The organism is Nocardioides campestrisoli, from assembly GCF_013624435.2.
Classification (GTDB): Bacteria; Actinomycetota; Actinomycetes; order Propionibacteriales; family Nocardioidaceae; genus Nocardioides; species Nocardioides campestrisoli.
The window spans coordinates 3,340,426-3,363,375 of record NZ_CP061768.1 but is presented as its reverse complement, the minus strand read 5'-3'; the positions used below and the strand labels follow the sequence as shown (position 1 = coordinate 3,363,375).

Genomic DNA, 22,950 nt, shown 5'->3' with positions numbered 1-22,950 from the left:
CGGTTCTCGGGGAGATCGCCGGGTGTGTGGCGTCAATAGCCGAAGACGTGGACGCTCAAGACGTCAATCTCTCGGCGCGGATCGCCAAAGAAGGCTCCGAGGCGGCGCGCCACCAACGGGAATGGTTTCTCTCGAGCGGTCCCATCGGCGCGCCAGTTGTTGTTCGGAACGATGAGAAACAGATGGTGAGCGTCAGGCGCCACGTGCGCCTTCCAGAGGTCTTTGAGGTCGTGGTTGTTGGTGGTGGTCCCACCGCGCTCCACCTCGGCCACAATGCCCCGCTCGTCCTCTAGACGAAAGAAGAAGTCGGGTCGCGCCCGTGTCACCAGTCCGGTCTGTGGAGTGAGTACGACCTCTTCGCCGAAGCCGAGTCGATCTTTCAGCAGAGTGCTGAAGACGCTCTGAATGGCCTGACTGGAAGCTCCATGGACGTGAAGCGTCGCCAACTCCGCGGCCCTCCGTTGGATCTCGGCCCGCAACTCCGCGGCCAATTCATCAACGATGAGCAGTTCGGCTTCCTCGGCGGCAGTCGGTGTAGCCCGGGTCCATCGCTTGTAGTCACTCACGCACCCAGCTTTGGCTATGGGCGAATCCCTCGGCGTGGTTTTCGCGAGAATGCTGACGTGAAGCTGCGTGCTTCACCGAGTGGTCTTCGACACCGAGGGCAGTGCGATCATCAGCCGCAGTTCGAGCAGGAGCACCCACGCGGCGTGCCGCGGACGGAACCGTGCCCGGACCAGCCCGACTCCCAGCAGCACCCTGCCGACGATCCCGACCAGCAACGCGAGCAGCACCACCAGGTAGCCGCCGTCGACGGCGCCGAGCCAGTAGACGATGAACTGACCGAGGCACATGACGAGCGTCGCGGAGACGCTCAGCCGCCAGCCCCACCGTTGGGCCCAGCCCAGCTGCGTGGGCCGCCCGGGCGTCCAGGAGGTACGCCAGCTGCGCCCCGACGTGTGCCTGATGGACATCCGGATACCCGTCCTCGACGGCATAGAGGCGGGACATCCGGATGCCCGTCCTCGACGGCATCGAGGCGACCCGCCGGCTGGTCGCCGACGGGAGCCCGACGCGTGTGCTCGTGCTCACGACGTACGACCTCGACGACCTGGTGCACGCCGCGCTGCGGCACGGGGCCGCCGGGTTCGTGCTGAAGACGACCCCCGTGGACCGGGTCGTCCAGGGCATCGAGCTCGTGGCCGACGGAGCGTGAGCGCGAGGTGCTGGTGCTCGTCGGCCGCGGCCGGTCGAACGACGAGATTGCGGTGGAGCTCTGCGTCTCCCGCGCCACCGTGAAGTCCCACATCAACCGGGTCTTCGCCAAGCTCGGGATCACCAGCCGGGTGCAGGCGGTGGTGCTCCGCTACGAGCACGGGCTCGTCGGATCGGTGTGAACCGGGGCCTCCCCTGGGAGACTGTCCCCATGAAGTCCTCGGGCGTCGCCTTCCTGGCGAGGATGGCGGTGGCGTGGCCGCTGGCCGTGGCTGTCCTCCTCACCGGCGTGACCGTGCCGGCGTCGAGCGAGGTGCTGCTGCCTCCGGCCGACGCGCCGTGGGACTACCAGATCGGCGGCGCCCGGCCCGTGCCCGACGGCGTGCAGGTGGTCGTGCGCGACCGGCGTGAGGCCCCGGCCGGGGCCTATCCGGTCTGCTACGTGAACGGCTTCCAGACCCAGCCGGGGGAGCGTGCGACCTGGAAGAGGCGTCCCGGCCTCGTCCTGCGCGACGACCGGGGCCGGCCCGTGGTCGACTCCGGCTGGGGGGAGCAGCTCCTGGACCTGCGCACCCACGCCAAGCGGACCCGCCTAGCGCGGCTGGTGGAGTCGTGGATGGCCGGCTGTGCCCGGCGCGGCTTCGTCGCCGTCGAGCTCGACAACCTGGACTCCTGGACCCGCTCCCAGGGGCTGATGCGACGTCAGCACGCGGCCGCCTACGCCCGGTTGCTGACCGCTGGTGCCCACGCCCAGGGGTTGGCCGTCGCGCAGAAGAACACCGCGTCCCTGCTGGGCCAGGATCTCGGGTTCGACTTCGCGGTCGTCGAGGACTGCGCGCGCTGGGACGAGTGCCGGCGGTTCGCCGACGCGTTCGACGGCCGGGCCTTCCTGGTGGAGTACCGGACGCGGCGCTTCGAGCGGGCGTGCCGACAGGTAGGGGACGTCGTCTCGGTCCTGCTGCGGGACCGGCAGGTCACCCCCGGCGGGCCGTTCCGCACCTGCTGAGGCGAGGACGTCGCCGCGAGGCATAACCCTTCGCCCGCCCGCCTCGTTCACTCTCTGTCCCCGGTCTGTCCCGGCGAGAGGAGAGGAACGTGAGCGAGCTGACCTGGTTGCTGCAGCAGGTCCGCGAGGGCCAGGTGGCGGTCGAGGACGCCGCGCCGCGGATCGCGCGACTCGTCTCCACGGTCGCCGACGGCCGGCACGGGTGCGAGCGACTGTGCCCGTTCGAGGTCATCCAGCTGAAGATGGAGGGCGCCCTCGACGATCCGGCCGACAGCTTCAGCCAGGTGGAGATCGCCCACGTCGTCGGCGAGCTGACCGACGAGCAGTACGCCGCGATCAGGGTCGCCGTCGTGCGGGGTGCCTTCGATGTGTGGCGTCGTACGCCAGACTGACGCCCATGTCGTCCCAGCCTGCCGTCCCCACGAGCTTCGTCCAGACCCTGCGCGTGCTCACCACCGCCCTCGTCGGCGCCCCGGTCATCATCGGAGTCGTCCTGGCCTTCGCCGGCGGCACCGACGAGTCCGACGAGTGGCTCACCGCCGCCCCCGACCCGATCTTCGCCGGGGTCCTCCTGGTCGCCGGGGTCGCGCTCTTCGCGCTCATCCCGGCGAGGGGCTACAAGATGCCCCCGCTCAGCCCCGGCACGGACGCCGATGCCGCGCGGGCGCAGGCCAAGGGCCGTTTCCAGAGCGCCACGTTCCTCCGGTTCGCGCTCGCGGAGGCCCCGGTCCTGATCGGGATCGCGCTGGCCTTCGTGGACTCCTCGTACCTGCTCTACCTGATCGGCGCCGTCATCGGTCTGGCGCTGATGTTCCTGCATGTGGTGCCGAACCGTCGGGTGGTCGAGCGGTCCGCGGAGGTGCTGGAGGCCCAGGGAGTTGACTCCGGGCTGCGCCAGGAGTTCGGCTACGACCACCGGCTCTAGAGTCGTCGCGCCCGCAGCACGGAGTCCCGCACCTGCATCTCCTCACCCGTCTGCGGGTTGGCCTGGGTGCGGTCGCGCGCCTCGCACACCTGCACCTCCCAAGCGTCCGGCTCCAGCGCGGGCAGAAGCGACTCGGGGGTGAAGAGGAACGAGCGGTGCCCGTGCCGCACCCCGGTCGCGTGGTCGTCCGGGTGGTGCCCGACGACCAGCAGGGTGCCACCCGGCGCGACGGCCGACCCGAGCCGCCGGGTCACCTCCACCATCCCGCCGTCGGGCAGGTGCATGAACTGGGAGCTGACCAGGTCCCAGCGCTCGTCGCCCGGCTCCCAGGTCCGTACGTCGACCTGCCGGGTCTCGACCCGCTCGCCGACGCCGGCGTCAGCGGCGTGCTCGGCGGTCTTCGCCAGTGCGGCCTCGGCGAAGTCCACCGCGGTGACCGCCCAGCCCTGCTGGGCCAGCCAGACGGCGTCGCCGCCCTCGCCGCACCCGATGTCCAGCGCCCGGCCGGGCGTCAGCGACGCCGCCTCGGCCGCCAGCTGCGGGTTGACCCGCCCGCTCCACACCCGGTCCCCGGAGTAGCGCTCCTCCCACGCCGGGCGCTCGAACCGGTGCTCCCGTGCCTGCAACACGGCCCGCTCGGCGTCGGCCGCCGCCAGCTCGGCGTTGACGAACGCGCCCACCCGGTTGCCGTGGGCGGCCGAGGCCATCAGGGTCATGCTGATGTCGGTGGCGTTGCCCGCGGCGTACACGCCCGGGACGCCGGTGGCCCCCGTCGGGTCGACCCTCAGCACCGACCCCATCACCACCCCGCCCATCTCGAACGGCTCCGGGGTCAGCCCCACCGGCTTCAGGAAGTCGGCGCGGACCTGCGGCTTCGAGGCGACCACGACCGCCTGCCGCTCCAGCACGGACCCGTCGGCCAGCCGCAGGCCGACCAGCCGGCCGTCCTCGACCACGACCTCGCGCGGCGTGCCGTGCAGCAGCCGTACGCCGATCGCCTCCAGCTTCTCCACGTCCGCGTCGGGCAGCTCCACGCCGTCCGCCACGACCATCACCACGTCCTCGGAGAGCTGACGGAACAGCAGCCCGTGGTGCGCCGCGAGCGAGCTCGTCGCCAGTACTGCGATCGCCTGGTCGCGCACCTCCCACCCGTGGCAGTAGGGGCAGTGCAGCACGTCGATGCCCCAGCGCTCGGCCAGCCCGGGGACCTCCGGCAGCTCGTCGACCATGCCGCCGGTGACCAGCACCCGCCGGGCGGTCACCGCGCGCCCGCCCTCGCTGGTCACGGTGAACTCGTCGGCCGACCCGGTCACGCCCGTCACCCGGTCGGCGACGACCTCCACGCCGTACGCCGCCACCTCGGCGCGTCCGTCCGCCAGCAGGTCGAGCGGCGCGACGCCCTCGCGGCCCAGGTAGTTGTGCGCGTGCGCCGACGGCGCGTTGCGCGGCTCGCCGCCGTCGATCACCAGCACCCGGCGCCGCGAACGCCCCAGCGCCATCGCCCCGCTCAGCCCGGCCACGCCGCCGCCGACCACCACCACGTCATAGTTCTCGCTCATGACCCCAGCATCGCCCCGCCATCGATTGATGGCAAACATCCTTGCCACTCTGGCAAGATAAACCCATGAGCGAACCCGTCACCGACCAGGACGTCCTCCGCGGCGTGGGCCCGCGGCTGCGCCAGCTGCGGCTCGAACGGGAGGCGACGCTCGGCGACCTCGCCGAGGAGACGGGCATCTCGGTGAGCACCCTCTCGCGCCTGGAGTCCGGGCAGCGCAAGCCGACATTGGAGCTCCTGCTGCCGCTGGCCCGGGCCCACCAGGTCGCCCTCGACGAGCTGGTCGACGCCCCGGAGACCGGCGACCCACGCGTCCGCTCCAAGCCGATCACCCGGCACGGCCGCACCTTCATCTCCCTGACCAAGCGGCCCGGGGGGCTGCAGTCGTTCAAGCTGGTCCTGCCCGTCGACGACGTGCCCAACCCGGAGCTCCAGACCCACGAGGGCTACGAGTGGATCTACGTGCTCAGCGGGCGTCTCCGCCTCGTGCTCGGCACCCGGGACCTGGTCCTGGAGGCGGGGGAGGTGGCGGAGTTCGACACCCGCACGCCGCACTGGCTCGGCAACCCGGGACCGACGCCGGCGGAGGCGCTGGCGATCTTCGGTCCGCAGGGGGAGCGGATGCACGTGCGGTCGTGACGCGACACCGCCCCCGCCCGGACGAGCCGAGCGGGGGCGGTGAGCAGCGCTGGGGTCAGCTGCGCGGCACCGGCATCCGGTTCGGGATCGCCTCGTACGTGTTCGGGTCGATCGAGTTCACGGTCCCGTCGACGATCGCGTCGATGAGGCCCTGGAGCCCGATCTCGACCTGCTTGGTGAGCATCCCGTTGCCCTTGAGGCCGGTGGACTGCGTCTGCGAGCTGGTCTCGAAGAGCACGGTGGCGCTGCCGCGCAGGGCGAACGAGCCGAGCGCGGTGCCGGGCAGGTCGGTGTCCTGCGGGTAGAGGGTGACGTCACCGAAGCCCGAGCCGTTGCCGGCGCGGTCCTTCAGGGCGTCGTAGATCGCGACGTTCGCGCGGCGCGACGCGTCGTAGTCGAACTCGGGCCAGGTGCCGTGCTCGGCGGGGTCGGCGATGAAGCGCCCGGAGATCGACAGGGTGGAGAGCCGGTTCGTGCCCTCGACGAGGTAGCACGGACCCTGGTTGTGCAGGTCGACGAAGTAGTCGACGGTGCCGAACTCCTGCTCCAGGTCGCGGTAGACCTCACGCACGGTCTGCGCCTCCGGGGTCAGGTACCAGCCGACCGACCCGCTGTCTCCGGGGAAGTCCGAGGCCTGGGGCACGTAGTCGAGGTCGGGGTTGAAGTCGCGGTTGGTGTCGAAGCCGGGGACGTTCGCGTTGTAGTTCCACGCGGGCTGCGCGCCGGCCAGCTGCGGGAACCGCGCGACCGTCTGCGCCCAGCTCTGGTCGTTCTGCCGGTGCTGGTGCTCCCCACCGTCGACGTTGAGCCGCGGGATCGCGACGATGGTGATGCCCTCACGGGTCGCCTGCGCGGCCGGGCTGTTGCCGCCGAGCTGCTGCAGCATGTTGAGCAGCGCCTCGGTGCCGTGGTTCTCGTTGCCGTGGATCTGGGACTGCACGAGCATCACCGTGTCGCCGGTGCCGACCCGGGCGGAGTAGATCGCGCGGCCCTCGTTGCTCCGGCCGATGACGTCGACCTCGACGTTGCCCTTGCTGGTGCGCTCGACCTTGTCGAGCGCGGAGGTGAGCTGGGAGTGGTTGACGAACCCGGCGGAGTTGCCGCCGGCCTCGGTGCCGCAGTGGGAGTTGATCGGCTTGGCCGTGGCGGGTGAGCCGATGGCGAGGCCGGTGATGCTGAGGGCGAGTGCCCCGGCGAGGGTGAGCGCCGGAAGACGACGTGAGGTCACGACAGATCCTTCTTTCCCGAGAATTGAAAGGGTGGGCACACCCTCGGGGAGTACTTCCCAGTAGGCAAGTAGCCTGCGGCGATGAGCCAGATCATGTCCCGCGCCGACCTGCAGTTCCTGCTGTTCGACTGGCTCGGCACCGAGCGTCTCTTCGAGCGCCCGCGGTACGCCGACCACTCGCGCGACACCGTCGAGGACCTGCTGGGTCTGGCCGAGCAGATCGCCACCGGTGCGTTCGCGCCGCACAACCGCAAGGCCGACCTGGAGGAGCCGCGCTTCGACGGCGAGAAGGTCGAGCTGGTGCCCGAGGTCGAGCCCGCGCTGCGCGCGTTTGCCGACGCAGGCTTCCTGGCCGCCCCGCTGCCCGAGTCGGTCGGCGGCCTCCAGCTGCCGACCTCGGTCTTCAACGCCGCGATGGCGTGGTTCCACGCCGCCAACGTCGGCACCACCGGCTACGCCCTGCTCACGATGGCCAACGCCAACCTGCTCACCGTGCACGGCACCCCCGAGCAGGTGGAGCGCTACGTGCGGCCGATGGTCGAGGGTCGGTTCTTCGGCACGATGGCGCTCTCCGAGCCGCACGCCGGCTCCAACCTGGCCGACATCACCACCCGGGCCGAGCCCCAGGACGACGGCAGCTACCGGCTGTTCGGCCGCAAGATGTGGATCTCCGGCGGCGACCACGAGATGGGCGAGAACATCGTCCACCTGGTGCTCGCGCGCACCCCGGGCGCCCCGGCCGGCACCAAGGGTGTCTCGCTCTTCCTGGTGCCCAAGTACCTGGTCGACGAGGACGGCTCGGTCGGCGAGCGCAACGACGTGGTGCTCGCCGGGATCAACCACAAGATGGGCTTCCGCGGCACCGTCAACACCGCGCCGGTGCTCGGCGATGGCGCCTACACGCCGGGCGGCCGACCCGGTGCCGTCGGCTACCTGGTGGGCGAGCTCAACCGCGGGCTCCCGGCGATGTTCACGATGATGAACGAGGCGCGGATCGGCGTCGGCCTGGGCGCCACCGCGCTGGGCTACACCGGCTACCTCAAGTCGCTGGCCTACGCCCGCGACCGGCTCCAGGGCCGCCCCGCCGGCGCCACGCCCGACACCCCGCAGGTCCCGCTGGTCGACCACCCCGACGTACGCCGGATGCTGCTCGCCCAGAAGTCGTACGTCGAGGGCGCCCTCGCGCTCAACCTCTACTGCGCGCGGCTGGTCGACGACATCGCCTCGGTCGAGGACGCCGACCAGGTGCGCGCCGCGGAGAAGCTGCTCGGCGTGCTCACCCCGATCGCCAAGAGCTGGCCCTCGCAGTGGTGCCTGACCGCCAACGACCTGGCCATCCAGGTGCTCGGGGGCGCGGGCTACACCCGCGACTTCGACGTGGAGCAGCACTACCGCGACAACCGGCTCAACCCGATCCACGAGGGCACCCACGGCATCCAGGCCCAGGACCTGCTGGGCCGCAAGGTCCTGCTCGACGGCGGCGCCGGGCTCGGCCTGCTCGCCGAGCGGATCCGGGCGACCACCGCCCGGGCGGCAGGCCATGACTACGCGACCCAGCTGGACGCCGTCCTGGACCGCCTGCTCGAGGTGACCGCCCAGGTCGCCGGCCGAGGCACGCCGGCCGAGATCCTGGCCGACGCCACCGCCTACCTCGAGGCCACCGGGCACGTGGTCGTGGCCTGGCTCTGGCTGGAGCAACTCCTGGTCGCCGAGGGACGCGAGGGCGCCTTCGCCGACGGCAAGCGCGCCGCCGCGGCGTACTTCTTCGGCCGCGAGCTGCCCAAGGTGGGACCGATGCTCGATCTGCTCGCCTCCGGGGACCGGACAACGCTCGACCTGGACCCCGACTGGCTCTAGGGACGTTGTGTGATCAGCCGGCGCGTGAGGTCGTCGAGCCATTCGTGCCAGGTCTCGCCCTCGAGCAGGACGAACTGGCAGCCGAGCAGGTCGAGCATGGCGTCGAGCTCGGACTCGGAGAGCCCGCGGACCTTGGCCAGCTCGTCGACCAGCGGGGTGGCCAGGTCGGGGGAGTCGCGCAGGAAGGCGTCGAGCGCGCGGGGGTACTCGCGGTAGTCGGTGTCCCAGTCCTGGTGGAAGTAGGCGCCCACAAGGTGCCGCAGCGTCGGTAGCGGCGTGTGCGGGCTACGAGCCGCCTGCGGATAGCAGGTGTGCACGCGGAACCCGTCGGGCATCTTGGCGTCCCGGGCCAGGACCACGCGGACCCCGCTGACCTCCTCGACCCCGCGCTCGGAGGCGGAGCGCCCGCTCGGGCGGTCGAAGGTGGCGTCAAGGACGAGCCATCGGCCGCCGCCGGCGAGCCAGCTCGCGACTTCCTCGGCGTGCGCCTCGACGGCGTGGGCGACCAGCTTCTCAGCGGTCTCCTGGTCGGGGAACGAGGAGGCGTGCCGCGGCGGGCGACCCCCGCTGAACGGGGCGGACTGGCGGGTGCGGAATCGAAGGTTCATGAGGGGAAGCATGGCGAAGAACGGCACCGCCGTGTCGACGCTTTCCACAGGGTCACCGCAGCAGGTGCTTCAATGCCCTCCGCATCACGGCGTTGCGCTCCGCGGCGGTCGCGATCCCCTCGAACCCGAAGCCGAGGAGCAGCGAGTCCGGGGTGCTGATGGCGGCTCCGACCGGGAAGCCGCTCGCCTCGGTGGCGATCCAGTCGTTCGCGTTGGCCCCGCTGCCGGCGGGCGGTCCTGAGACGGTCCAGCCGTCCAGCCCGTCCTCGAACGACGTGCCGGTCCCGTCGGGGTAGGTCACGTCGTCGACGAAGACGCCCAGGTTCTGGGTGCCCCAGTCGCTGGCGTAGGAGATCGACACCTCCACCTGCTGACCCGCCCAGCGCGAGAGGTCGACGCTCCACTCCTGCCAGCCGCCGGAGTTGCCCGACGCCGCGTGCCACTCGCCGGTCGTGCCGGTGGGCGTGCAAGTCCCGGTCGCCGCGTCGAACGTCTGGTACCGGTCGAGCTGCGGGTGCAGCTCGCGCCAGCCGGCGGCGCAGCTGTCGCCGGTCTCCTGGGTGGTGTGGCCGTTCACGTCGGGCAGCGTCGTCCAGTCGTCCCCGCCGGCGGTGCGGGCCTCGACGAAGACGTGGTCCCACGCGCCCTCGGTGTCGTACGACGTCCCGAAGTCGAGCGTCCCGCCACCCGCCGGCACCGTCACCGTCCGGGTCAGCCGCTTGTACGACGCGTCGGCGATCTGGCTGTAAACGTAGCGCTCGCCGGTGAGCGGGTCGAAGGGTCCGCCCGGCTTGTCCCAGCGGGCCGACGGCCAGCTGCGGAACTGCGGGAACTCCTCGACCGGCAGCAGCCCGCTGGTGGCCAGGAACGACGACGTGGCGTCCTGGTTGTCCGCGGACCCGGGGCCGTTGATCGCCCACCGCAGACCCTCGAACGGGTCGTCGATCCCGGCGACGTCGTAGGCCTCGCCGCTCTCGTCGAGCCCGTCCCCGGCCAGCGCCTGGTAGCCGCCGAACCAGTACTGCAGCACGTCGTTGACGCCGTCCCCGGAGCCGCGCAGCCGCAGGCATCGGCGCGGGTCGACGCCGGCGGGCAGCGGGTTGCACGCGATGGTGCCCTGCGGGTCGTAGAGCTGGGTGCCGAGGTTGCCGGTGTACTGCGCGCCCGCCTGGTCGCCGGTGTACATCACCTTGCCGCCCTCGTTCATGAACGCGCGCAGCTCGAGCATCTGGTCGAGCGCGAGCCGGTCGACGTTGCCGGCACCGCGCCCGGTGGTCCGGGTGACGTCGTCGTCGCCGGTGTACCAGACGACCGCGTCGTAGTGGCTGAGCACGCCGAGCGCGTCGGGGGCGACCCGGCCCTTGGCGTCCACGTCGTAGACGTCCGCGCGGGTCCTGTTGGCGCGGAGTGCCTGGAGGTAGTAGTCGAGGTAGCGCGGGCCGGCGCCCTGGTCGGGCGCGGTCCCGGTGTAGTCCTCGGCCGCCATCACCAGCACCTTGTTCCGGCTCTCGGAGACGGCTCGGTAGGTGAACGAGTCGCTGCGCTTGCCGCGCGCCTCGAACCAGACCGTGACCCGGTCGCCCGGCCTGGTGCCGCGGACGATGCCGCGCACCTGCCGGTAGTGGGTGGAGGTGAGCCCGTACCGCTCCCCGCCGCGCCACTCCCGGGTGGGAGCGGAGTAGGTCTTGCGGCTGCCGTTGATCCGCCACTTCGCGGTCACCCGGCCGAGGCTGCGCTTGGCGATCACGGCGACGGGCTGCGGGTCGCCGTACGACTCGGTGAAGGTGAGCTGGAGCGAGGGGATGCCGCGCTTGTACGGGTCGGGGCTCTCCAGGTAGAAGGGCTCGGTCCGGATCCCCAGGGACGACTTCGGGTCGTCGGGGTCGGCGGCGGAGCGGGCGACCGACTCGGCGAACGGCAGGTTCCGCTCGAACTCCTCGGCGACCAGCTGCTCGTCGTCGGGGAAGACGAACCCGCAGGTGGGGCAGCCGGGCGAGAGCTCCGGCGTCCAGGCCAAGGTGCCGGTGGCCTCCTGGGCGTAGCCGTCGATCTCGCCGTTGGTCACGTAGAGGACGTCGGAGGAGAGACCGGGGTGGAAGCCCTCGATCGCCGGGCGGTCCAGGTTGCCGGAGAGCGCGTAGTAGATGGGGTCGTCCGCGGTCGGGGTGCCGATCTGCCAGCCCTCGTTGTAGAGCAGCCAGCGGCCGTTGGAGTGGTAGTTGATCAGGAACTCCGCACGCGCGGTCCTGAAGAGCCGCATCGCCGCCCTGGTCTCCGGCTCGGATGCCGCGGAGGGCCCGCGGTAGGTCTGGCTGGACGGGATGGGGGAGGAGCCCTCGTTGTCGTAGCCCCAGTGCGAGGGGAAGTTGCGGTTCGGGTCGACGCCGTCGCCGACCTGGGTGATGCCGTCGCCGTTGTTGTCGCGCAGGTTCTTGCGCCAGAGCCGCTCGGTGTCGAACGTGTACTGGTAGCCGTCGGGGTTGAGCACCGGCACGAACCACAGCTCGGTGCCGCGCAGCAGCTTGCGGACCTCCCGGTCGCCGGCGCGGTAGCGGTCCAGGTAGCTGAACATCAGCCGCCGGGTCACCTCGGTGGCGATCCACTCGCGGGCGTGCTGGGTGGCGCTGAAGATGGCCGCCGGCCGGGAGCCGTCACGCTTGTACCGGGCGCCCTGAGTCACCTTGAGTGCGAGGATCGGGCGGCCCTGGTACGTCGTCCCGAGGTCGACCAGCTTGGCCACGTCGGGATTGCGGCGCGCGGCCTGCACCATCTGGTCGCGGATGCCGCCGGGCTCGTCGTAGGAGCGCCACACCTGGTAGCCGTCCTCGGCCTGCTCGGCGGCGAACTGCTGGACCGTCTGGCCGCCGGCCACCCGGGTGAGCTGTACGTCCACCCCCTGCTCACGCAGCTCGGTGGCCTCCTCGCCGGTGAGGACGAGGTCGACCTCCGAGGTGTCACCGGAGGGGTGCGCCTCGGTGAGGTCGTAGCCGCGCTGGGCGAGGTCGCTCAGCTGTTCGGCGGACACGTCGGTCGCCGTGTACGCGTCCAGCCGGTCCGCCCCCTCCGGCTCGGCGGGCGGCGCGGCGGAGGAAGCCGGCGCGAGGCCCACCCCGAGGGCGGCGACGAGCGCCGCGGCGGCAGTTGCGGAAACCAGACGTCGCATGAGGACCTCCCGAGAAGTGACCTACATCACAGTGACACCGAGTCGTCCGGAGCGGAAGGGCCAGAGGGACCGGACGGAGTCGTGTCGGTGGACGCCCCTACGTTCGTGGAGCAGGAGGTAGGGACATGAAGCTGCTGGTAGCGACACAGAGGACACAGGGGACGAGCGAGGAGGACTACGCCTGGTGCGTGCCGGGGGAGCTGCTCTGGCTCCCGATGATGTGCGACGACGACAGGCTCTATCCCGAGCATGGTTGCGGCTGTAGCCGTGGGTTCGGCGGCCTGACGAGCCACAAGGCGACGACCACGGCGGAGATCGTCGAGCGCGACTTCAGCGAGGACGACCTGCGCCTCGCTGTGACCACGAGCCTGACTGACCAGGGGTGGCTGGGACCGGCGCTGCCGGCGTCGCTCAAGGAGGAGGTGCTCGCCGAGGTCCTGGAGGACATCGGCATGGTGACGCGCCACTTCCGGGTGAGCGCCGTCGTACGGCGCGCGGGCGACCAAGTGTTCGAGTCGCCGATGTTCCCCTAGGTCGTCAGCGCTCGAGCGCGCAGTTCGTAGAGCCATCCGCGGGTGCTGCCGTCCGCGCCGACGGGGACGAAAGCGGCGCCCAGGGAGAGGAGCAGTGCGCGAAGTTCCGCGTCGGACTCGCAGGTGTTCAGGAGGCGGTCGATCTCGGTGACGAACTGGAGTGGGTCCAGGTCGTGCCTGAAGTCGTCGAACGCCTCGACCCAGCTGTCGTAGTCCAGACGCCAGTCTTCGTGCAGGTAACTCCCCAGGAAGTCCCAGAGCTGAGGGAAATCGGTGGCCATGCGTCTCCTTGGCATCACGGTTGCGGGAAAGCGGTCCGGACATACCAGTCCGACGGATCATTGGGGTTTCGACGCAGGATCAATCTCATGTTCATCGCCTCCAGGATCTCGCCGGATGGTGTCACAGAGATCCCTGTCGGTGACCCGATCTCGATGTCGAGGCGCCGGCCCCTTTTCGTGGACCCGAGCCAGTCCTCAATCTCAGTGCGACGACTCTTAAGGGCGTGGTGCACAAGGCGTTCTGCGTCAGCCCTTGACCGAAAGGACGAAGCATGTGCCAGGTTCTCCTCGCGCGCGCGCTTGGCGAGTTCGTCGACCGCCCGACCGACGTGGCGTTCCAGAGCATGGCCTCCCAGGGACTCGTGTTCTTCCAGTGAACGTGAGAAATTCGCACGTCCCCAGCCCAGTGACCCCCGCTCGTCCCGCAGCCGGGCCCGCGCCCGCACGAACTTCAAGAGCTGACCCTGGCTGTGGGTGAGCCCCTGGCCGGCCGTGCGGATGCTGCTGGCCGAGTAGCCGGCACTAGCCGCGAGTGAGGCCGCGAGCGCGTGCAGCTTCGGTGCCTTGGCGGCGATCTTGCCCGAGACCACGCTTGCGCCGCCGAGCAGGCCGACGGCCCCGCCGAGCAGGGCGAGCACGCCCGCGAAGAGCACGCCCTCCAGGAGCATGGCGATGATCTCCTCGAGAACGGCGTGCATCGCCTGACGGGCCCCCTCGACCCGGTCGGCGTACTCCTCGCAGGACTGCGCCAGTGCGGCCAGCTCAGCCTGCACGTCGGTCGCCAGGTCGCTGAGCTCGGCCAACGCGTCCAGGGCGAGCGGCACCTCGGGGGAGACCTCGTCCTGTAGGCGGTCCGCGGCCGCCCGGCAGTAGTCGGGCAGGTCGGCCACGATCCCGGCGGCGTACTGCCAGGCGGAGGCCGCCTCCCTCAGCGCGTCGACGTCCGCCGAGGGCCAGACGAAGCCCTCGACCTGGTCGACGATCCAGCCCTTCACGTCGCCCGGGGAGGCGGGCTCGCCACCCGCCGCGCTCGGCAGCGCGCGGAGGGTGAAGGTGCTCAGCGCCGGCTCCGGCACGCGGGCGGAGCTCGGCCGCCCCGCGCTGGCCTCCTCGGCGGCCGTGTGGTTGGCCTCGGAGGCTGTGAGCAGCACGGCGAGGCTCCCGTAGGAGTCCGTCAGGTCGGCCAGGGTGTCGAGCGCCTGCCCCGCCGCCTCGTCGTACGCCGCTGCGAAGTCGTGGCTGGTGGCGTCGTCTCCCGCCATGCCGGCGCAGCCGGCCAGCCTCGTCGCGAGGATCTCGGCGGCGACGGCGAGGACGTCGTTGCCCGTGGCGAGCTCGTCGGCCGCCGTGCGATACCCCTCGCCGAGGAACGCGATCCTCATGGCGTGGACTGTGAGGCGTGCTCCACCCGCCGGGCCAGGTCGTCGACCCAGCCCTGCCAGGTCTCACCGCCGGTGAGGGTGAACTCGCAGCCCAGGTCCTCGAACACCCGGTCCAGCTCGGCCTCCGGCAGCGCCCGCAGCCGGTCCAGCTCGTCGAGCAGCGGGCCGGCCAGGTCCGGGGAGTCGCGGAGGAACGTCGCGAGAGCGCGGGGATAGGTCCCGTAGTCGTGGTCCCAGTCCTGGTGGAAGTAGACGCCCGTGAGGTGCCGGAGGGCCGGCAGGTCGGTGCGCCGGTCCCGTCGCAGCTGCGGGTACGCGGTGTGGACGCGGAAGCCGTCGGGCATCTTCGCGTCCTTGGCGAGGACGACCCGGACGCTGTGGGCGTCCGACACCCCCATCGCGTTCGCGGCGCGACCGGTCGGCACGTCGAAGTCGTCCTCGACCATCAGCCACGGTCGACCCGACGAGAGCCAGGCGAGCACCTCCGGGGCATGGCCGTTGATGAGCTCGCCGACGAAGTTCTCGGCGGCGTCCTGGTCGGCGAAGGACGAGGCGGAGCGGGGCGGGCGGTTCGCGCTGGTGAAGAGATCCATGCCCGGGAGCATGGCGAAATCGGGACCGGGTCTGCTGGCGTTATCCACAGGGCTGGCTGGCGGCCCAGAAGGTTGTCTCAGAGACGGAGACGACTCTTGCGCCTTCGAACGGATGTTCGAGAACATGAAGCATGGTGGACGTGGACGAGCTCTCTTCGGTGGCACTTCTTGCTGCCGCGTCCGAGGCCGTGCGCGTGCGCCGCCTCGCCGAGGTGGCTGAGATGGAGCTGGCCTCCCAGTGGGCAGTGCTGCACGGGCACCCCACGGACGATCGAGACCCGATGGTCCGCTGTGGAGGGGACGGCACCCCGAAGGTGCGGGAGTATGCGCTGCCCGAGCTGGCGATCGCGCGCGGGACCCACGTGGCCACGACGAGGGCCCTGGTCGCGGACACCCTCGACCTCCAGCACCGGCTGCCGAGGACCTGGGCCGTGGTCGCCGCAGGGGAGTGCGAGCCCTGGGTCGCCCGGAAGGCCGCTGTCCTCTCCCGCGAGGTGCCCGAGCAGACGGTCGGCCTCGTGGACGCAGCAGTCTCTCGGGCCATCGCCGGCCATGCGCCGTCCACGGTGCTGGAGATCGCCCGGGCCAAGGTCATCGAGGCGGATCCCGAGGCGTACGCCCTGCGCCGCGAGACGGAGCGGCACCGGCGCTACGTCGCGCTCGGCAAGATCGACGAGCTGGGCTTCCGGCACGTCATCGCCCGGGTGAGCGCGGGGGACGCCGCCTGGGTCGACGCTATGGTCGACCGGGTCGCCGACATCCTGGGGGCCGAGCTCGGTCATGACCACAACCGCGACGAGCTGCGCGCAGAGGCGTTCGGCTGGTTGGCCCGCCCCGCCGACCTGTTGAAGCTCCTGCTCGACCACCACCAGCCCGACCACCAGGATCCTGAGCCTCCCGCCTGGGCGCCCAGCCACCTGCTGCGCACAGCTGAGCGCCTCGCCGCTATGTCGACCCGGCAGCTCGCTTCGCTGCGCGGACGCGGGCAGGTCTTCGTGCACGTCACCACCAGCGCCCTGAGCCTGCAGGCCGGCCTGGCCCGGGTGGAGGGCATGGGCCCGGCTCTCGTCCAGGCGCTGCGCGAGATCGTCGGTCACGCCGACGTCCGCCTGACTCCGGTGCTCGACACCCGGATCCGGCCACGGGTCGACCAGTACGAGCACCCCGAGAGCAGCAAGGACATCGCCTGGCTCCTGAGCGGGGGAGACGTCTTCCCCTTCTCACCCCGGAGCTCGACCCGGGACCGGGTCGACTTCGACCACGTCGTGGCCTACCGGCATCACGGCCCCGCGGGCCAGACCGGACCGCACAACTCGAGCCCGCTACGGCGTACACACCACCGGTGGAAGACCCACGGCGGATACCGCTACCGCGGGTGCGGACCCGGCCGGGTCCTGTGGCAGACGCCGTACGGCGCCTGCGTCCTGGTCGACGACCGCGGGAGTCGACGGTTGGACCAGGACGAGGCGGCCATCATGCTCTCCGCCCCACCGGGGGTCGACGTCTACCTCAGCCGGCTCGCGCTGGACTACGAGCAGGCAGTCACCGCACCCGTTGCCACATCGTGAGGTTCGCCTCGACGGCGCTGCCGTAGTTCGCCTGGGCCATCGCCCCCAGTGCCCGGATGCCCTGGAGCGCCTGCCGCATGTCGGCCAGCTCGTCCTGCCACCGGGCGTGCGAGCCGGCGTGCGCGTCCCGTGCCAGCCCCGCCCAGCCCTCGTGCAACCGCCGGGTCTGGGCCGACACGTCCGCGGCCAGCTCCGCCAGCTCCGTGTGGAAGGCGGCCATCTCGTCGACCACGAGGCGCAGCTCCTCCAGGTCGACCCGGTAGGCCGTCATCCGAGCCGCCTCGTCAGCCGGGCGTGCGCCTGCCCCCGGTCCGTGTCGACATCGGTGAGCTGGGTGCCAGCGTGCCGGACCGCCGCGATGTCGGCGCCGAGGTGGTCCAGCACCAGGGCCGCGCTGGACCGCCACTCCTCCCAGTGTCCGGCGAACCGGTCCGCAGCGTCACCGCGCCACCCGCCGAGCAGCGACGAGACCGAGACCTCGATCTGCTGGGCGCGCGCCGCCAGCTCCTCGGCCCGAGCGTCGAGCACCTGGGTCGCCGACGCCATCACCTCCTGCTGGAGCCTGATGTCCATGCTTCCTCCCCCTGGGCAGACGCCTCACTGGGAACGATCCTGCCGACTCCGGGCCGTCCGCGTCGGCGGAGGACGCCGCACCTGTGGACAACCGACCCGAGCGTTGAGACCTCAGCCGAACACGAACACCACCTGCGGCCGCCGCTGCTCGCGCTCCTGCGTCCCTACCGCTGGACGCGGCAGTAGAGGGAGCCGCCGGCGGCTCGGGCGGCGCGGGCCAGCGCAGCCAGGAGCCGCAGCTGGACTCGCAGGGTCTCGGGGGACACCTCGCCGCGGAACTCCTCGGTCATCGCCCAGGGTCCCGCCACCTCGGCCAGCCGCTCGTCGTCGGCGGTCGCCAGGGCGTCGACCAGGGCGTCGGTGATGGTCAGCACCATCCGATCGCCGGCGTCCCGGGTCGCCAGCTGGGCGCCCCAGCGCGGGTCCCCGGCGATCTGCTCCGACGAGCGCCCCGTGAGCAGCGCCTCGAGGGTGCCGCCCTGGGCGACCGGGTCGACCCGGGTGTCGGCCAGGGTCCGGTACGACGTCGCGCCGGGCGTCAGCGCAGCAGCCGCCGCGGCGTCGTCGGGGGCGAGGAACCAGTGGTAACGCAGGGCCATGCGCGGCACCCTAGTCCGGTTCGCCGTCGGACTCAGACGGTGCGGGTGCGCCTGCGTCGACCCCATGAGAGGTGGCAGGCCGAAGTGGGTACGCACCTCTTCGGCCCGCCATCAGGGGGTGCGGGAACGCGCGGAGGGAGCGGTGATGGAGTCAGTGAGGTCCTTGCTCGAAGCCGTGGCGACCGGGGCGAAGACGGCCGAGGAGGCTGCGCCACGGATCGCTGAGCAGGTGCACGCCACCGGGCTGCGCGGGCACCGTCCGCCGCACACGTTCAGCGCGGTCGCGGACGCGCACATGACCGGGCGGATCAGCGACGAGCAGTACACCGCGATCTGCCGGGCGGTGACCGGCGCCTCCAGGTGAGCCCGGATCAGCGCCCGGGGCGGTCCACCAGGGTGGCGATCTGCCGCCAGGCGAGCATCGCGACGCCGAGCACTCCGGTCGCCACCGCCACGAACGACCAGGCGGTCCCGTCGCCGGTGAGCTGCCGCAGCACCATGCCGAGGACCACGGTGCTCGGCCACACCACCAGACCGGCCGGCAACCGGGCCGGGGACAGTCGGCGCAGCGCCGGCACCGCGCGGAGCAGCAGGTGCCCCACCAGCGCGCCCACCAGGAACGGCCACGCGATGTCCACGACGGCGAGCAGCCCGTCGTCGCCCTCGTGCGAGCGTCTGCCCAGTGCGGCGAAGATCAGGACGGCGACGAAGTCGAGCAGGATCGGGAGCGCAGGCACGTCGCCAGGCTAGCCCGGCGCGCTACTCGACCGTGATGGTGCGGGAGTCGGTCAGCGCCGCACCGCCCTCGCCGCCCGACGGGTCGTCCTCGGTGACCTCGATCGTCCACGTCCCCGGCTTCAGCTTCACCGTGAAGCTGAACGGGGAGAGCGTCATGCCCTCCTCGGCGGTGGTGAAGCCGGACTCCACCTCCTTGCCCTGGGAGTCGAGCACCCGCCACGGCACGTTCGCCTCGAACGCCGAGGCCTCACCGGTCACCGTGACCGGGGAGCTGACCGTCTCGCCCTCGCCGGGGGAGTCGATGTTGAGCAGGGAGCGGACCTCGTCGGCGGCCGCCCGGGTGGCCTGCCCCGGCCACGTCACCCCGGCCCACAGGTCGGTCGCCGGCTGGCCCTCGATCAGCAGCTGCACCGGCAGCTCGGCGTCGAGCGCCTCGCTGGCCGTCCAGACCAGCTGCTGGACCATCATCTTGGCCGTGCGCTTGTCCACGTCCGCCTCGAGCGCGTCGGCGGAGAGGTCGACCGTCACCGCGCCGTCGGCCTTCTCGACGCTCAGCACCTGGGTGCCGGGGTTCCAGGTGGTCCGGTAGTCGGGGTCCTGGGCGCCGGCGATCATCGCCTCGACCTCCGCCACGCCGGGCGCGCCGGTCACCGGCCGCGACTCCCGCACCAGGCGCGGACCCACCCGGGTGTCGACCAGGTAGTAGACCAGAGCGTCGGTGGTCGGGGCGGGCTCCGGGATCTCGGTCTCGCTCTCGACCGGAGTCGGCGTCGGCGTGGGGGTCGGCGTCGGCGTCGGCGTGGGCGACTCGCTCGCAGCCGGGTCGGTCGCGGCGCCGGTCTCCTGCTGCTCGCCACAAGCCCCCAGGGTGCCGAGCGCCAGCAGGGTCACGGCGAGTGACGCCGTACGGCGCAGAGTCGGTCGGGCGAGCATGGGGGACCTCCAGGTTCCGGGGGAAGATCGGGAGGCCCCATCGTGGCAGGCGTTCGCGACGAAGTGGCCGAGCCGTCCCTCTCGGCGCGTCCCGGCTCACTCAGGGTCGGGGCGGCTCCACTCCTCGGACTGCGTCAGCTTGAACAGCCAGTACAGCGACGGGCCGACGATGATCACGGCCAGCACCACCACGATGATCAGGCCCCACAGCGTCGCGTCGGCGCCGGCGGCGTCCTCGATCGTCACCTCGTCGACGAGCAGCCACGGGTACTGGCCCAACCCCCAGCCGCACAGCACCGCCGCCACCGCGCAGACCGCGGTCACCCGCGCCACGACGTACTCGCGCCGGACCAGGAGCCACAGCGTGGCGATCCCGGTGAGCGCGGAGAGCACCACCAGGGGAGCGGCCTGGGTGGTCAGTCCCTCGGTGAGCGTCGGGGCGTCGTCGAGGAGCGGGATCAACGCGGCGAAGACCACCACCCCGGTGATCAGGCCGCTGATCAAGGTACGGCGCCGCAGCCGCTCCGCCAGGTAGGTGATCCCGGCGCGCTGGGCGTCCGCGGTGAGGAAGACCCCCGCGAGGAACGAGCAGGTCAGCACCGCGATGACGCCGCCGAAGAACGACGTCGGGGTGAGCCAGGAGGACCACAGGTCGCCGCGTCCCTCCGCGGGCACCCGGCCGGAGGCGATCGCCCCCGCGACCGCGCCCAGGAAGAACGGCGTGACCACCGAGGAGGCGGCGAAGACGACGCCGAAGAACCTGGCCCGCCCCAGGGTGTCGGAGTACTTGCGGAACGCGAAGCTCGAGCCGCGCAGCACGATCCCCAGCAGGGCGAAGAGCATCGGGAGGATCAGCGTCGACATCGCCGAGGCGAACGACTCGGGGAAGCCGGTCCACCAGACCACGAGCACGTAGATCAGCCACACGTGGTTGGCCTCCCAGACCGGGCCGATGCTGTGGTCGATCAGGGTCCGCAGCTCCGCGCCCTCCACGTCGCCGCCCGCCGTCAGGTCGTAGGAGCCGGAGCCGAAGTCGGCCCCGCCCAGCACGCCGTACACGACCACGCCCAGGAAGAGTGCGGCGGCGACGACGAGGGCCAGGCTCACGGCCGCTCCACCTCCCGCTGGGTGTCGCGCTCCCGCAGCTGCGGGCCGTACGGGCTCGGCAGGTCCAGGCTGCCGCTGCGCCAGCGCCGGGTCATCGACCGGATGACCACGGTGGCTGCCACGGTCATCGCGGCGTAGAGCAGGAAGGTCGCGCCGAGCAGCCACCACAGCCAGCCGTTGCTGTCCGCCGCGTCGGCGGTGCGCAGCACCCCGTAGACCACCCAGGGCTGCCGCCCCACCTCGGTGGCGGTCCAGCCGGCCTCGACGGCGATCACCGCGAGCGGGCCGGCGACCGCGACCGTGCGCAGGAACCACGAGGTGCCCAGCAGGTCCTTCCCGCGCCACCGGGCGATCCAGTAGACGAGCACCACCAGCATGAGAAGGAAGCCGATCCCGACCATCAGCTGGAACGACAGGTGGGTGATGTTGACCGGCGGCTGGTCGGCGACCGGCACGGTGTCCAGGCCTGGGACCGGGGCGTCGAAGGAGTTCCGGGCGATCAGCGAGCCGATGTAGGGGATGTCGATCGACCACTTGGCCTCGCCGTCGATCAGCAGTCCGCCCAGGCGCAGCGGCGCCGGCGCCTCGGTGGTCGTGGACAGCTCGAACGCCGCCAGCTTGGCCGGCTGCCGGTCGGCCAGGCCACCGCCGAGGAAGTGTCCGACGAAGGGCTGCACGAAGGCGGCGACCGAGCCGAAGGTGAACGGGACGATGAACCCCTTCCGGTGGAGGGCGTCGCGCCGGCCGCGGAGCATCCCGACGGCGTAGACACCCGCGGCGAGGAAGCCGACCACCATGAACGCGGCGACCCACATGTGCAGGAACTGCAGGAACGCCAGGTCGTTGAACATCGCCCGCCAGGGGTTGATGTCGACCACCTCGCCGTCGACGATCCGGAACCCCGCGGGCACGTTCATCCAGGCGTTCACCGAGACCACGCAGAAGGTCCCGACCAGCCCGGCCACGGCCATCGGCAGGATGGTGAGCAGATGTCGCTCGGGTGGCATCCTGCCCCACCCGTAGAGGTAGATCCCGAGGAAGATCGCCTCGGTGAAGAAGGCCAGGCCCTCGAAGGCGAAGGGGAGTCCGAGGACGTCGCCGAACGGCCCCATCAGACCGGGCCACAGCAGCCCCATCTCGAAGCTCAGCACGGTGCCCGAGACGGCGCCGACGGCGAACAGCACCGCCGAGACCTTTGCCCAGCGCTGCGCCAGCACCAGCGCGTCGGCGTCGTCGCGGTAGATGCCGCGCCAGTGCATCGTGAAGATCATCGCCGGGAAGCCGACCCCGAAGCAGGCCAGGACGATGTGCCAGCCCAGGGAGAAGGCCATCTGCAGCCGTGCCGGGAAGAGGCCCGCGGGTTCCTCCGCGGCGACCACCTGGAGGAGCACCTCGGGCAGGGACACGCTTTTCAAGGTAAGGCCGGCCGTCGCTGCCCGCTACCCTCCTCGGTCCCGAGCACTTCAGGCCCTAGGCTCTGGTCGTGACCGCGCCGCCACCCTCCTCAGACGTGCTCGTCGTCGACTCCCTGGTCCGGCGCTTCGGCGACGCGACGGCGGTCGACGGAGTCTCGTTCACCATCGCGCCCGGCGAGACCTACGGCCTGCTCGGGCCCAACGGGGCCGGCAAGACCACCACCATCTCGATGGTCGCGGGCCTGCTGCCCGCGGACGCCGGGACGGTCACCGTCGCGGGCCGGCGGATGACCCCCGCCACCATCGAGCCCAAGCGGCACCTGGGCCTGGTGCCGCAGGACCTGGCGATCTACCCCGACCTCACCGGGCGGGAGAACCTCACGCTGTTCGGACGACTCCAGGGCCTGCGCGGCAAGGAGCTGACCGGGCGGGTCGAGGAGGTGCTCGGCCTGATCGGGCTGAGCGACCGGGCCACCAGCCTGAGCAAGGAGTACTCCGGCGGGATGAAGCGCCGGCTCAACATCGGCATCGGCCTGCTGCACCGGCCGGACCTCCTGATCCTGGACGAGCCGACCGTCGGCGTGGACCCGCAGTCGCGCAACGCCATCCTCGAGTCCGTCGAGGCGCTGGCCGGGGAGGGGATGGCGGTGCTCTACACCACGCACTACATGGAGGAGGCCGAGCGCCTCTGCGACCGGATCGCCATCATCGACTCGGGCAGGCTGCGCGCCGAGGGCACCCGCGACGAGCTGATCCGGCTCACCGGCGGGGTGGACACGATCCGGCTCGCCGGCAGCGGTGACCTGGCGGAGGCGGCGGAGAAGCTCCGCGGGATCCCGGGGGTCGAGCGGGTGGACGCGGACCGCCGTACGGCGACCCTCACCGTGCGCGACGCGCCCGCCCTGGTCGCCGAGGTCGTGGGCACCGTCGCCGACGCCGGCGTGGTGCTCAGCGACGTGGAGGTCGCCCGGCCCGACCTGGAGTCGGTCTTCCTGCACCTGACCGGCAAGGCCCTGCGGGACTGATCCG

The 22,950-nt window shown here is 71.6% G+C and carries 27 protein-coding genes; 11 read left to right on the top strand and 16 right to left on the bottom strand.

Annotated features, from left to right (window positions below; translation table 11 throughout):
* Positions 1-32: 32 nt before the first annotated feature.
* Together H8838_RS15790 and H8838_RS15785 are read right to left on the bottom strand one after the other, a co-directional pair.
* A complete protein-coding gene (locus tag H8838_RS15790; protein ID WP_185994636.1) occupies positions 33-566 on the bottom strand; it encodes a hypothetical protein in 534 nt (177 codons plus the stop codon).
* 72 nt (positions 567-638) lie between these two features.
* Entirely contained in the window at positions 639-974 is a 336-nt protein-coding gene (locus H8838_RS15785; RefSeq protein WP_185994637.1) for a hypothetical protein, read from the bottom strand.
* Between the two features lie 41 nt (positions 975-1,015).
* Here H8838_RS15785 and H8838_RS20040 point away from each other — a divergent pair, with 41 nt between their 5' ends.
* From H8838_RS20040 to H8838_RS15765, 5 genes are all read left to right on the top strand, one after another.
* A complete protein-coding gene (locus H8838_RS20040; protein ID WP_224766180.1) occupies positions 1,016-1,216 on the top strand; it encodes a response regulator in 201 nt (66 codons plus the stop codon).
* Between the two features lie 7 nt (positions 1,217-1,223).
* Positions 1,224-1,397, top strand: a complete 174-nt coding sequence (locus H8838_RS20035; protein ID WP_263458196.1) for a response regulator transcription factor — start codon at positions 1,224-1,226, stop codon at positions 1,395-1,397.
* A gap of 29 nt (positions 1,398-1,426) precedes the next feature.
* Positions 1,427-2,221, top strand: coding sequence for an endo alpha-1,4 polygalactosaminidase (locus tag H8838_RS15775; RefSeq protein WP_224766179.1), 795 nt, complete (start codon positions 1,427-1,429; stop codon positions 2,219-2,221).
* 89 nt (positions 2,222-2,310) lie between these two features.
* Positions 2,311-2,613 (top strand): hypothetical protein, encoded by a 303-nt coding sequence (locus H8838_RS15770; RefSeq protein WP_185994638.1) that lies wholly within the window; start codon positions 2,311-2,313, stop codon positions 2,611-2,613.
* Positions 2,614-2,618: 5 nt separating this feature from the next.
* A complete protein-coding gene (locus H8838_RS15765; RefSeq protein ID WP_185994639.1) occupies positions 2,619-3,146 on the top strand; it encodes a hypothetical protein in 528 nt (175 codons plus the stop codon).
* On the opposite strand, the gene H8838_RS15760 is transcribed toward H8838_RS15765, so the two are convergent.
* Positions 3,143-4,705 (bottom strand): bifunctional NAD(P)/FAD-dependent oxidoreductase/class I SAM-dependent methyltransferase, encoded by a 1,563-nt coding sequence (locus H8838_RS15760; RefSeq protein ID WP_185994640.1) that lies wholly within the window; start codon positions 4,703-4,705, stop codon positions 3,143-3,145. The genes H8838_RS15765 and H8838_RS15760 overlap by 4 nt on opposite strands.
* A 65-nt stretch (positions 4,706-4,770) precedes the next feature.
* Here H8838_RS15760 and H8838_RS15755 point away from each other — a divergent pair, with 65 nt between their 5' ends.
* Positions 4,771-5,343, top strand: a complete 573-nt coding sequence (locus tag H8838_RS15755; protein WP_181312558.1) for a helix-turn-helix domain-containing protein — start codon at positions 4,771-4,773, stop codon at positions 5,341-5,343.
* Positions 5,344-5,398: 55 nt separating this feature from the next.
* Here the strand turns inward: H8838_RS15755 and H8838_RS15750 are convergent, their stop codons facing one another.
* A complete protein-coding gene (locus H8838_RS15750) occupies positions 5,399-6,571 on the bottom strand; it encodes a M14 family zinc carboxypeptidase (RefSeq protein ID WP_185994641.1) in 1,173 nt (390 codons plus the stop codon).
* A gap of 81 nt (positions 6,572-6,652) precedes the next feature.
* Between H8838_RS15750 and H8838_RS15745 the strand changes: the two genes are divergently transcribed.
* Positions 6,653-8,428: an acyl-CoA dehydrogenase gene (locus H8838_RS15745; protein ID WP_185994642.1), complete on the top strand. Its 1,776-nt coding sequence runs from the start codon at positions 6,653-6,655 to the stop codon at positions 8,426-8,428.
* Here H8838_RS15745 and H8838_RS15740 read toward each other — a convergent pair.
* A complete protein-coding gene (locus H8838_RS15740) occupies positions 8,425-9,036 on the bottom strand; it encodes a contact-dependent growth inhibition system immunity protein (protein WP_185994643.1) in 612 nt (203 codons plus the stop codon). The genes H8838_RS15745 and H8838_RS15740 overlap by 4 nt on opposite strands.
* Before the next feature lie 52 nt (positions 9,037-9,088).
* Positions 9,089-12,199, bottom strand: a complete 3,111-nt coding sequence (locus tag H8838_RS15735) for a M14 family metallopeptidase (protein WP_185994644.1) — start codon at positions 12,197-12,199, stop codon at positions 9,089-9,091.
* 125 nt (positions 12,200-12,324) lie between these two features.
* Between H8838_RS15735 and H8838_RS15730 the strand changes: the two genes are divergently transcribed.
* Positions 12,325-12,732 (top strand): DUF7715 family protein, encoded by a 408-nt coding sequence (locus H8838_RS15730; protein WP_185994645.1) that lies wholly within the window; start codon positions 12,325-12,327, stop codon positions 12,730-12,732.
* Here the strand turns inward: H8838_RS15730 and H8838_RS15725 are convergent.
* The 3 genes from H8838_RS15725 to H8838_RS15715 are packed head-to-tail and all read right to left on the bottom strand — an operon-like array spanning position 12,729 to position 14,988.
* On the bottom strand, positions 12,729-13,013 hold the full coding sequence (locus tag H8838_RS15725) for a contact-dependent growth inhibition system immunity protein (RefSeq protein WP_185994646.1): 285 nt from the start codon (positions 13,011-13,013) through the stop codon (positions 12,729-12,731). The genes H8838_RS15730 and H8838_RS15725 overlap by 4 nt on opposite strands.
* Positions 13,014-13,027: 14 nt before the next feature.
* The gene (locus tag H8838_RS15720) at positions 13,028-14,395 is read right to left on the bottom strand and encodes an RNase A-like domain-containing protein (RefSeq protein WP_185994647.1); all 1,368 of its coding nucleotides are present in this window, start codon (positions 14,393-14,395) and stop codon (positions 13,028-13,030) included.
* Positions 14,392-14,988 carry a contact-dependent growth inhibition system immunity protein gene (locus H8838_RS15715; RefSeq protein WP_185994648.1) on the bottom strand — a complete coding sequence of 199 codons (597 nt, stop codon included), beginning with the start codon at positions 14,986-14,988 and terminating at the stop codon, positions 14,392-14,394. The genes H8838_RS15720 and H8838_RS15715 overlap by 4 nt, the downstream gene beginning before the upstream one ends.
* Before the next feature lie 140 nt (positions 14,989-15,128).
* Here H8838_RS15715 and H8838_RS15710 point away from each other — a divergent pair, with 140 nt between their 5' ends.
* The gene (locus H8838_RS15710; RefSeq protein ID WP_185994649.1) at positions 15,129-16,556 is read left to right on the top strand and encodes a DUF222 domain-containing protein; all 1,428 of its coding nucleotides are present in this window, start codon (positions 15,129-15,131) and stop codon (positions 16,554-16,556) included.
* Here H8838_RS15710 and H8838_RS15705 read toward each other — a convergent pair.
* From H8838_RS15705 to H8838_RS15695, 3 genes are all read right to left on the bottom strand, one after another.
* Positions 16,531-16,827: a WXG100 family type VII secretion target gene (locus tag H8838_RS15705; RefSeq protein WP_185994650.1), complete on the bottom strand. Its 297-nt coding sequence runs from the start codon at positions 16,825-16,827 to the stop codon at positions 16,531-16,533. The two genes, H8838_RS15710 and H8838_RS15705, sit on opposite strands and share 26 nt — an antisense overlap.
* Positions 16,824-17,129 carry a WXG100 family type VII secretion target gene (locus H8838_RS15700; RefSeq protein ID WP_181312569.1) on the bottom strand — a complete coding sequence of 102 codons (306 nt, stop codon included), beginning with the start codon at positions 17,127-17,129 and terminating at the stop codon, positions 16,824-16,826. The genes H8838_RS15705 and H8838_RS15700 overlap by 4 nt, the downstream gene beginning before the upstream one ends.
* 164 nt (positions 17,130-17,293) lie before the next feature.
* Entirely contained in the window at positions 17,294-17,728 is a 435-nt protein-coding gene (locus H8838_RS15695; protein WP_185994651.1) for a hypothetical protein, read from the bottom strand.
* A gap of 145 nt (positions 17,729-17,873) precedes the next feature.
* On the opposite strand from H8838_RS15695, the gene H8838_RS15690 reads away from it, so the two are divergent.
* Positions 17,874-18,092 carry a hypothetical protein gene (locus H8838_RS15690; protein ID WP_181312571.1) on the top strand — a complete coding sequence of 73 codons (219 nt, stop codon included), beginning with the start codon at positions 17,874-17,876 and terminating at the stop codon, positions 18,090-18,092.
* A gap of 7 nt (positions 18,093-18,099) precedes the next feature.
* On the opposite strand, the gene H8838_RS15685 is transcribed toward H8838_RS15690, so the two are convergent.
* The 4 genes from H8838_RS15685 to H8838_RS15670 all read right to left on the bottom strand — a co-directional run bounded on the left by H8838_RS15685 (position 18,100) and on the right by H8838_RS15670 (position 21,912).
* A complete protein-coding gene (locus H8838_RS15685; RefSeq protein ID WP_181312572.1) occupies positions 18,100-18,465 on the bottom strand; it encodes a DUF3054 domain-containing protein in 366 nt (121 codons plus the stop codon).
* 22 nt (positions 18,466-18,487) lie between these two features.
* Positions 18,488-19,399, bottom strand: a complete 912-nt coding sequence (locus H8838_RS15680) for a Gmad2 immunoglobulin-like domain-containing protein (protein ID WP_185994652.1) — start codon at positions 19,397-19,399, stop codon at positions 18,488-18,490.
* 96 nt (positions 19,400-19,495) lie between these two features.
* On the bottom strand, positions 19,496-20,506 hold the full coding sequence (locus H8838_RS15675) for a cytochrome d ubiquinol oxidase subunit II (protein WP_185994653.1): 1,011 nt from the start codon (positions 20,504-20,506) through the stop codon (positions 19,496-19,498).
* Positions 20,503-21,912 (bottom strand): cytochrome ubiquinol oxidase subunit I, encoded by a 1,410-nt coding sequence (locus tag H8838_RS15670; protein ID WP_224766178.1) that lies wholly within the window; start codon positions 21,910-21,912, stop codon positions 20,503-20,505. The genes H8838_RS15675 and H8838_RS15670 overlap by 4 nt, the downstream gene beginning before the upstream one ends.
* A gap of 77 nt (positions 21,913-21,989) precedes the next feature.
* Between H8838_RS15670 and H8838_RS15665 the strand changes: the two genes are divergently transcribed.
* Positions 21,990-22,946: an ABC transporter ATP-binding protein gene (locus tag H8838_RS15665; RefSeq protein ID WP_224766177.1), complete on the top strand. Its 957-nt coding sequence runs from the start codon at positions 21,990-21,992 to the stop codon at positions 22,944-22,946.
* The last annotated feature ends 4 nt before the right edge of the window (positions 22,947-22,950 follow it).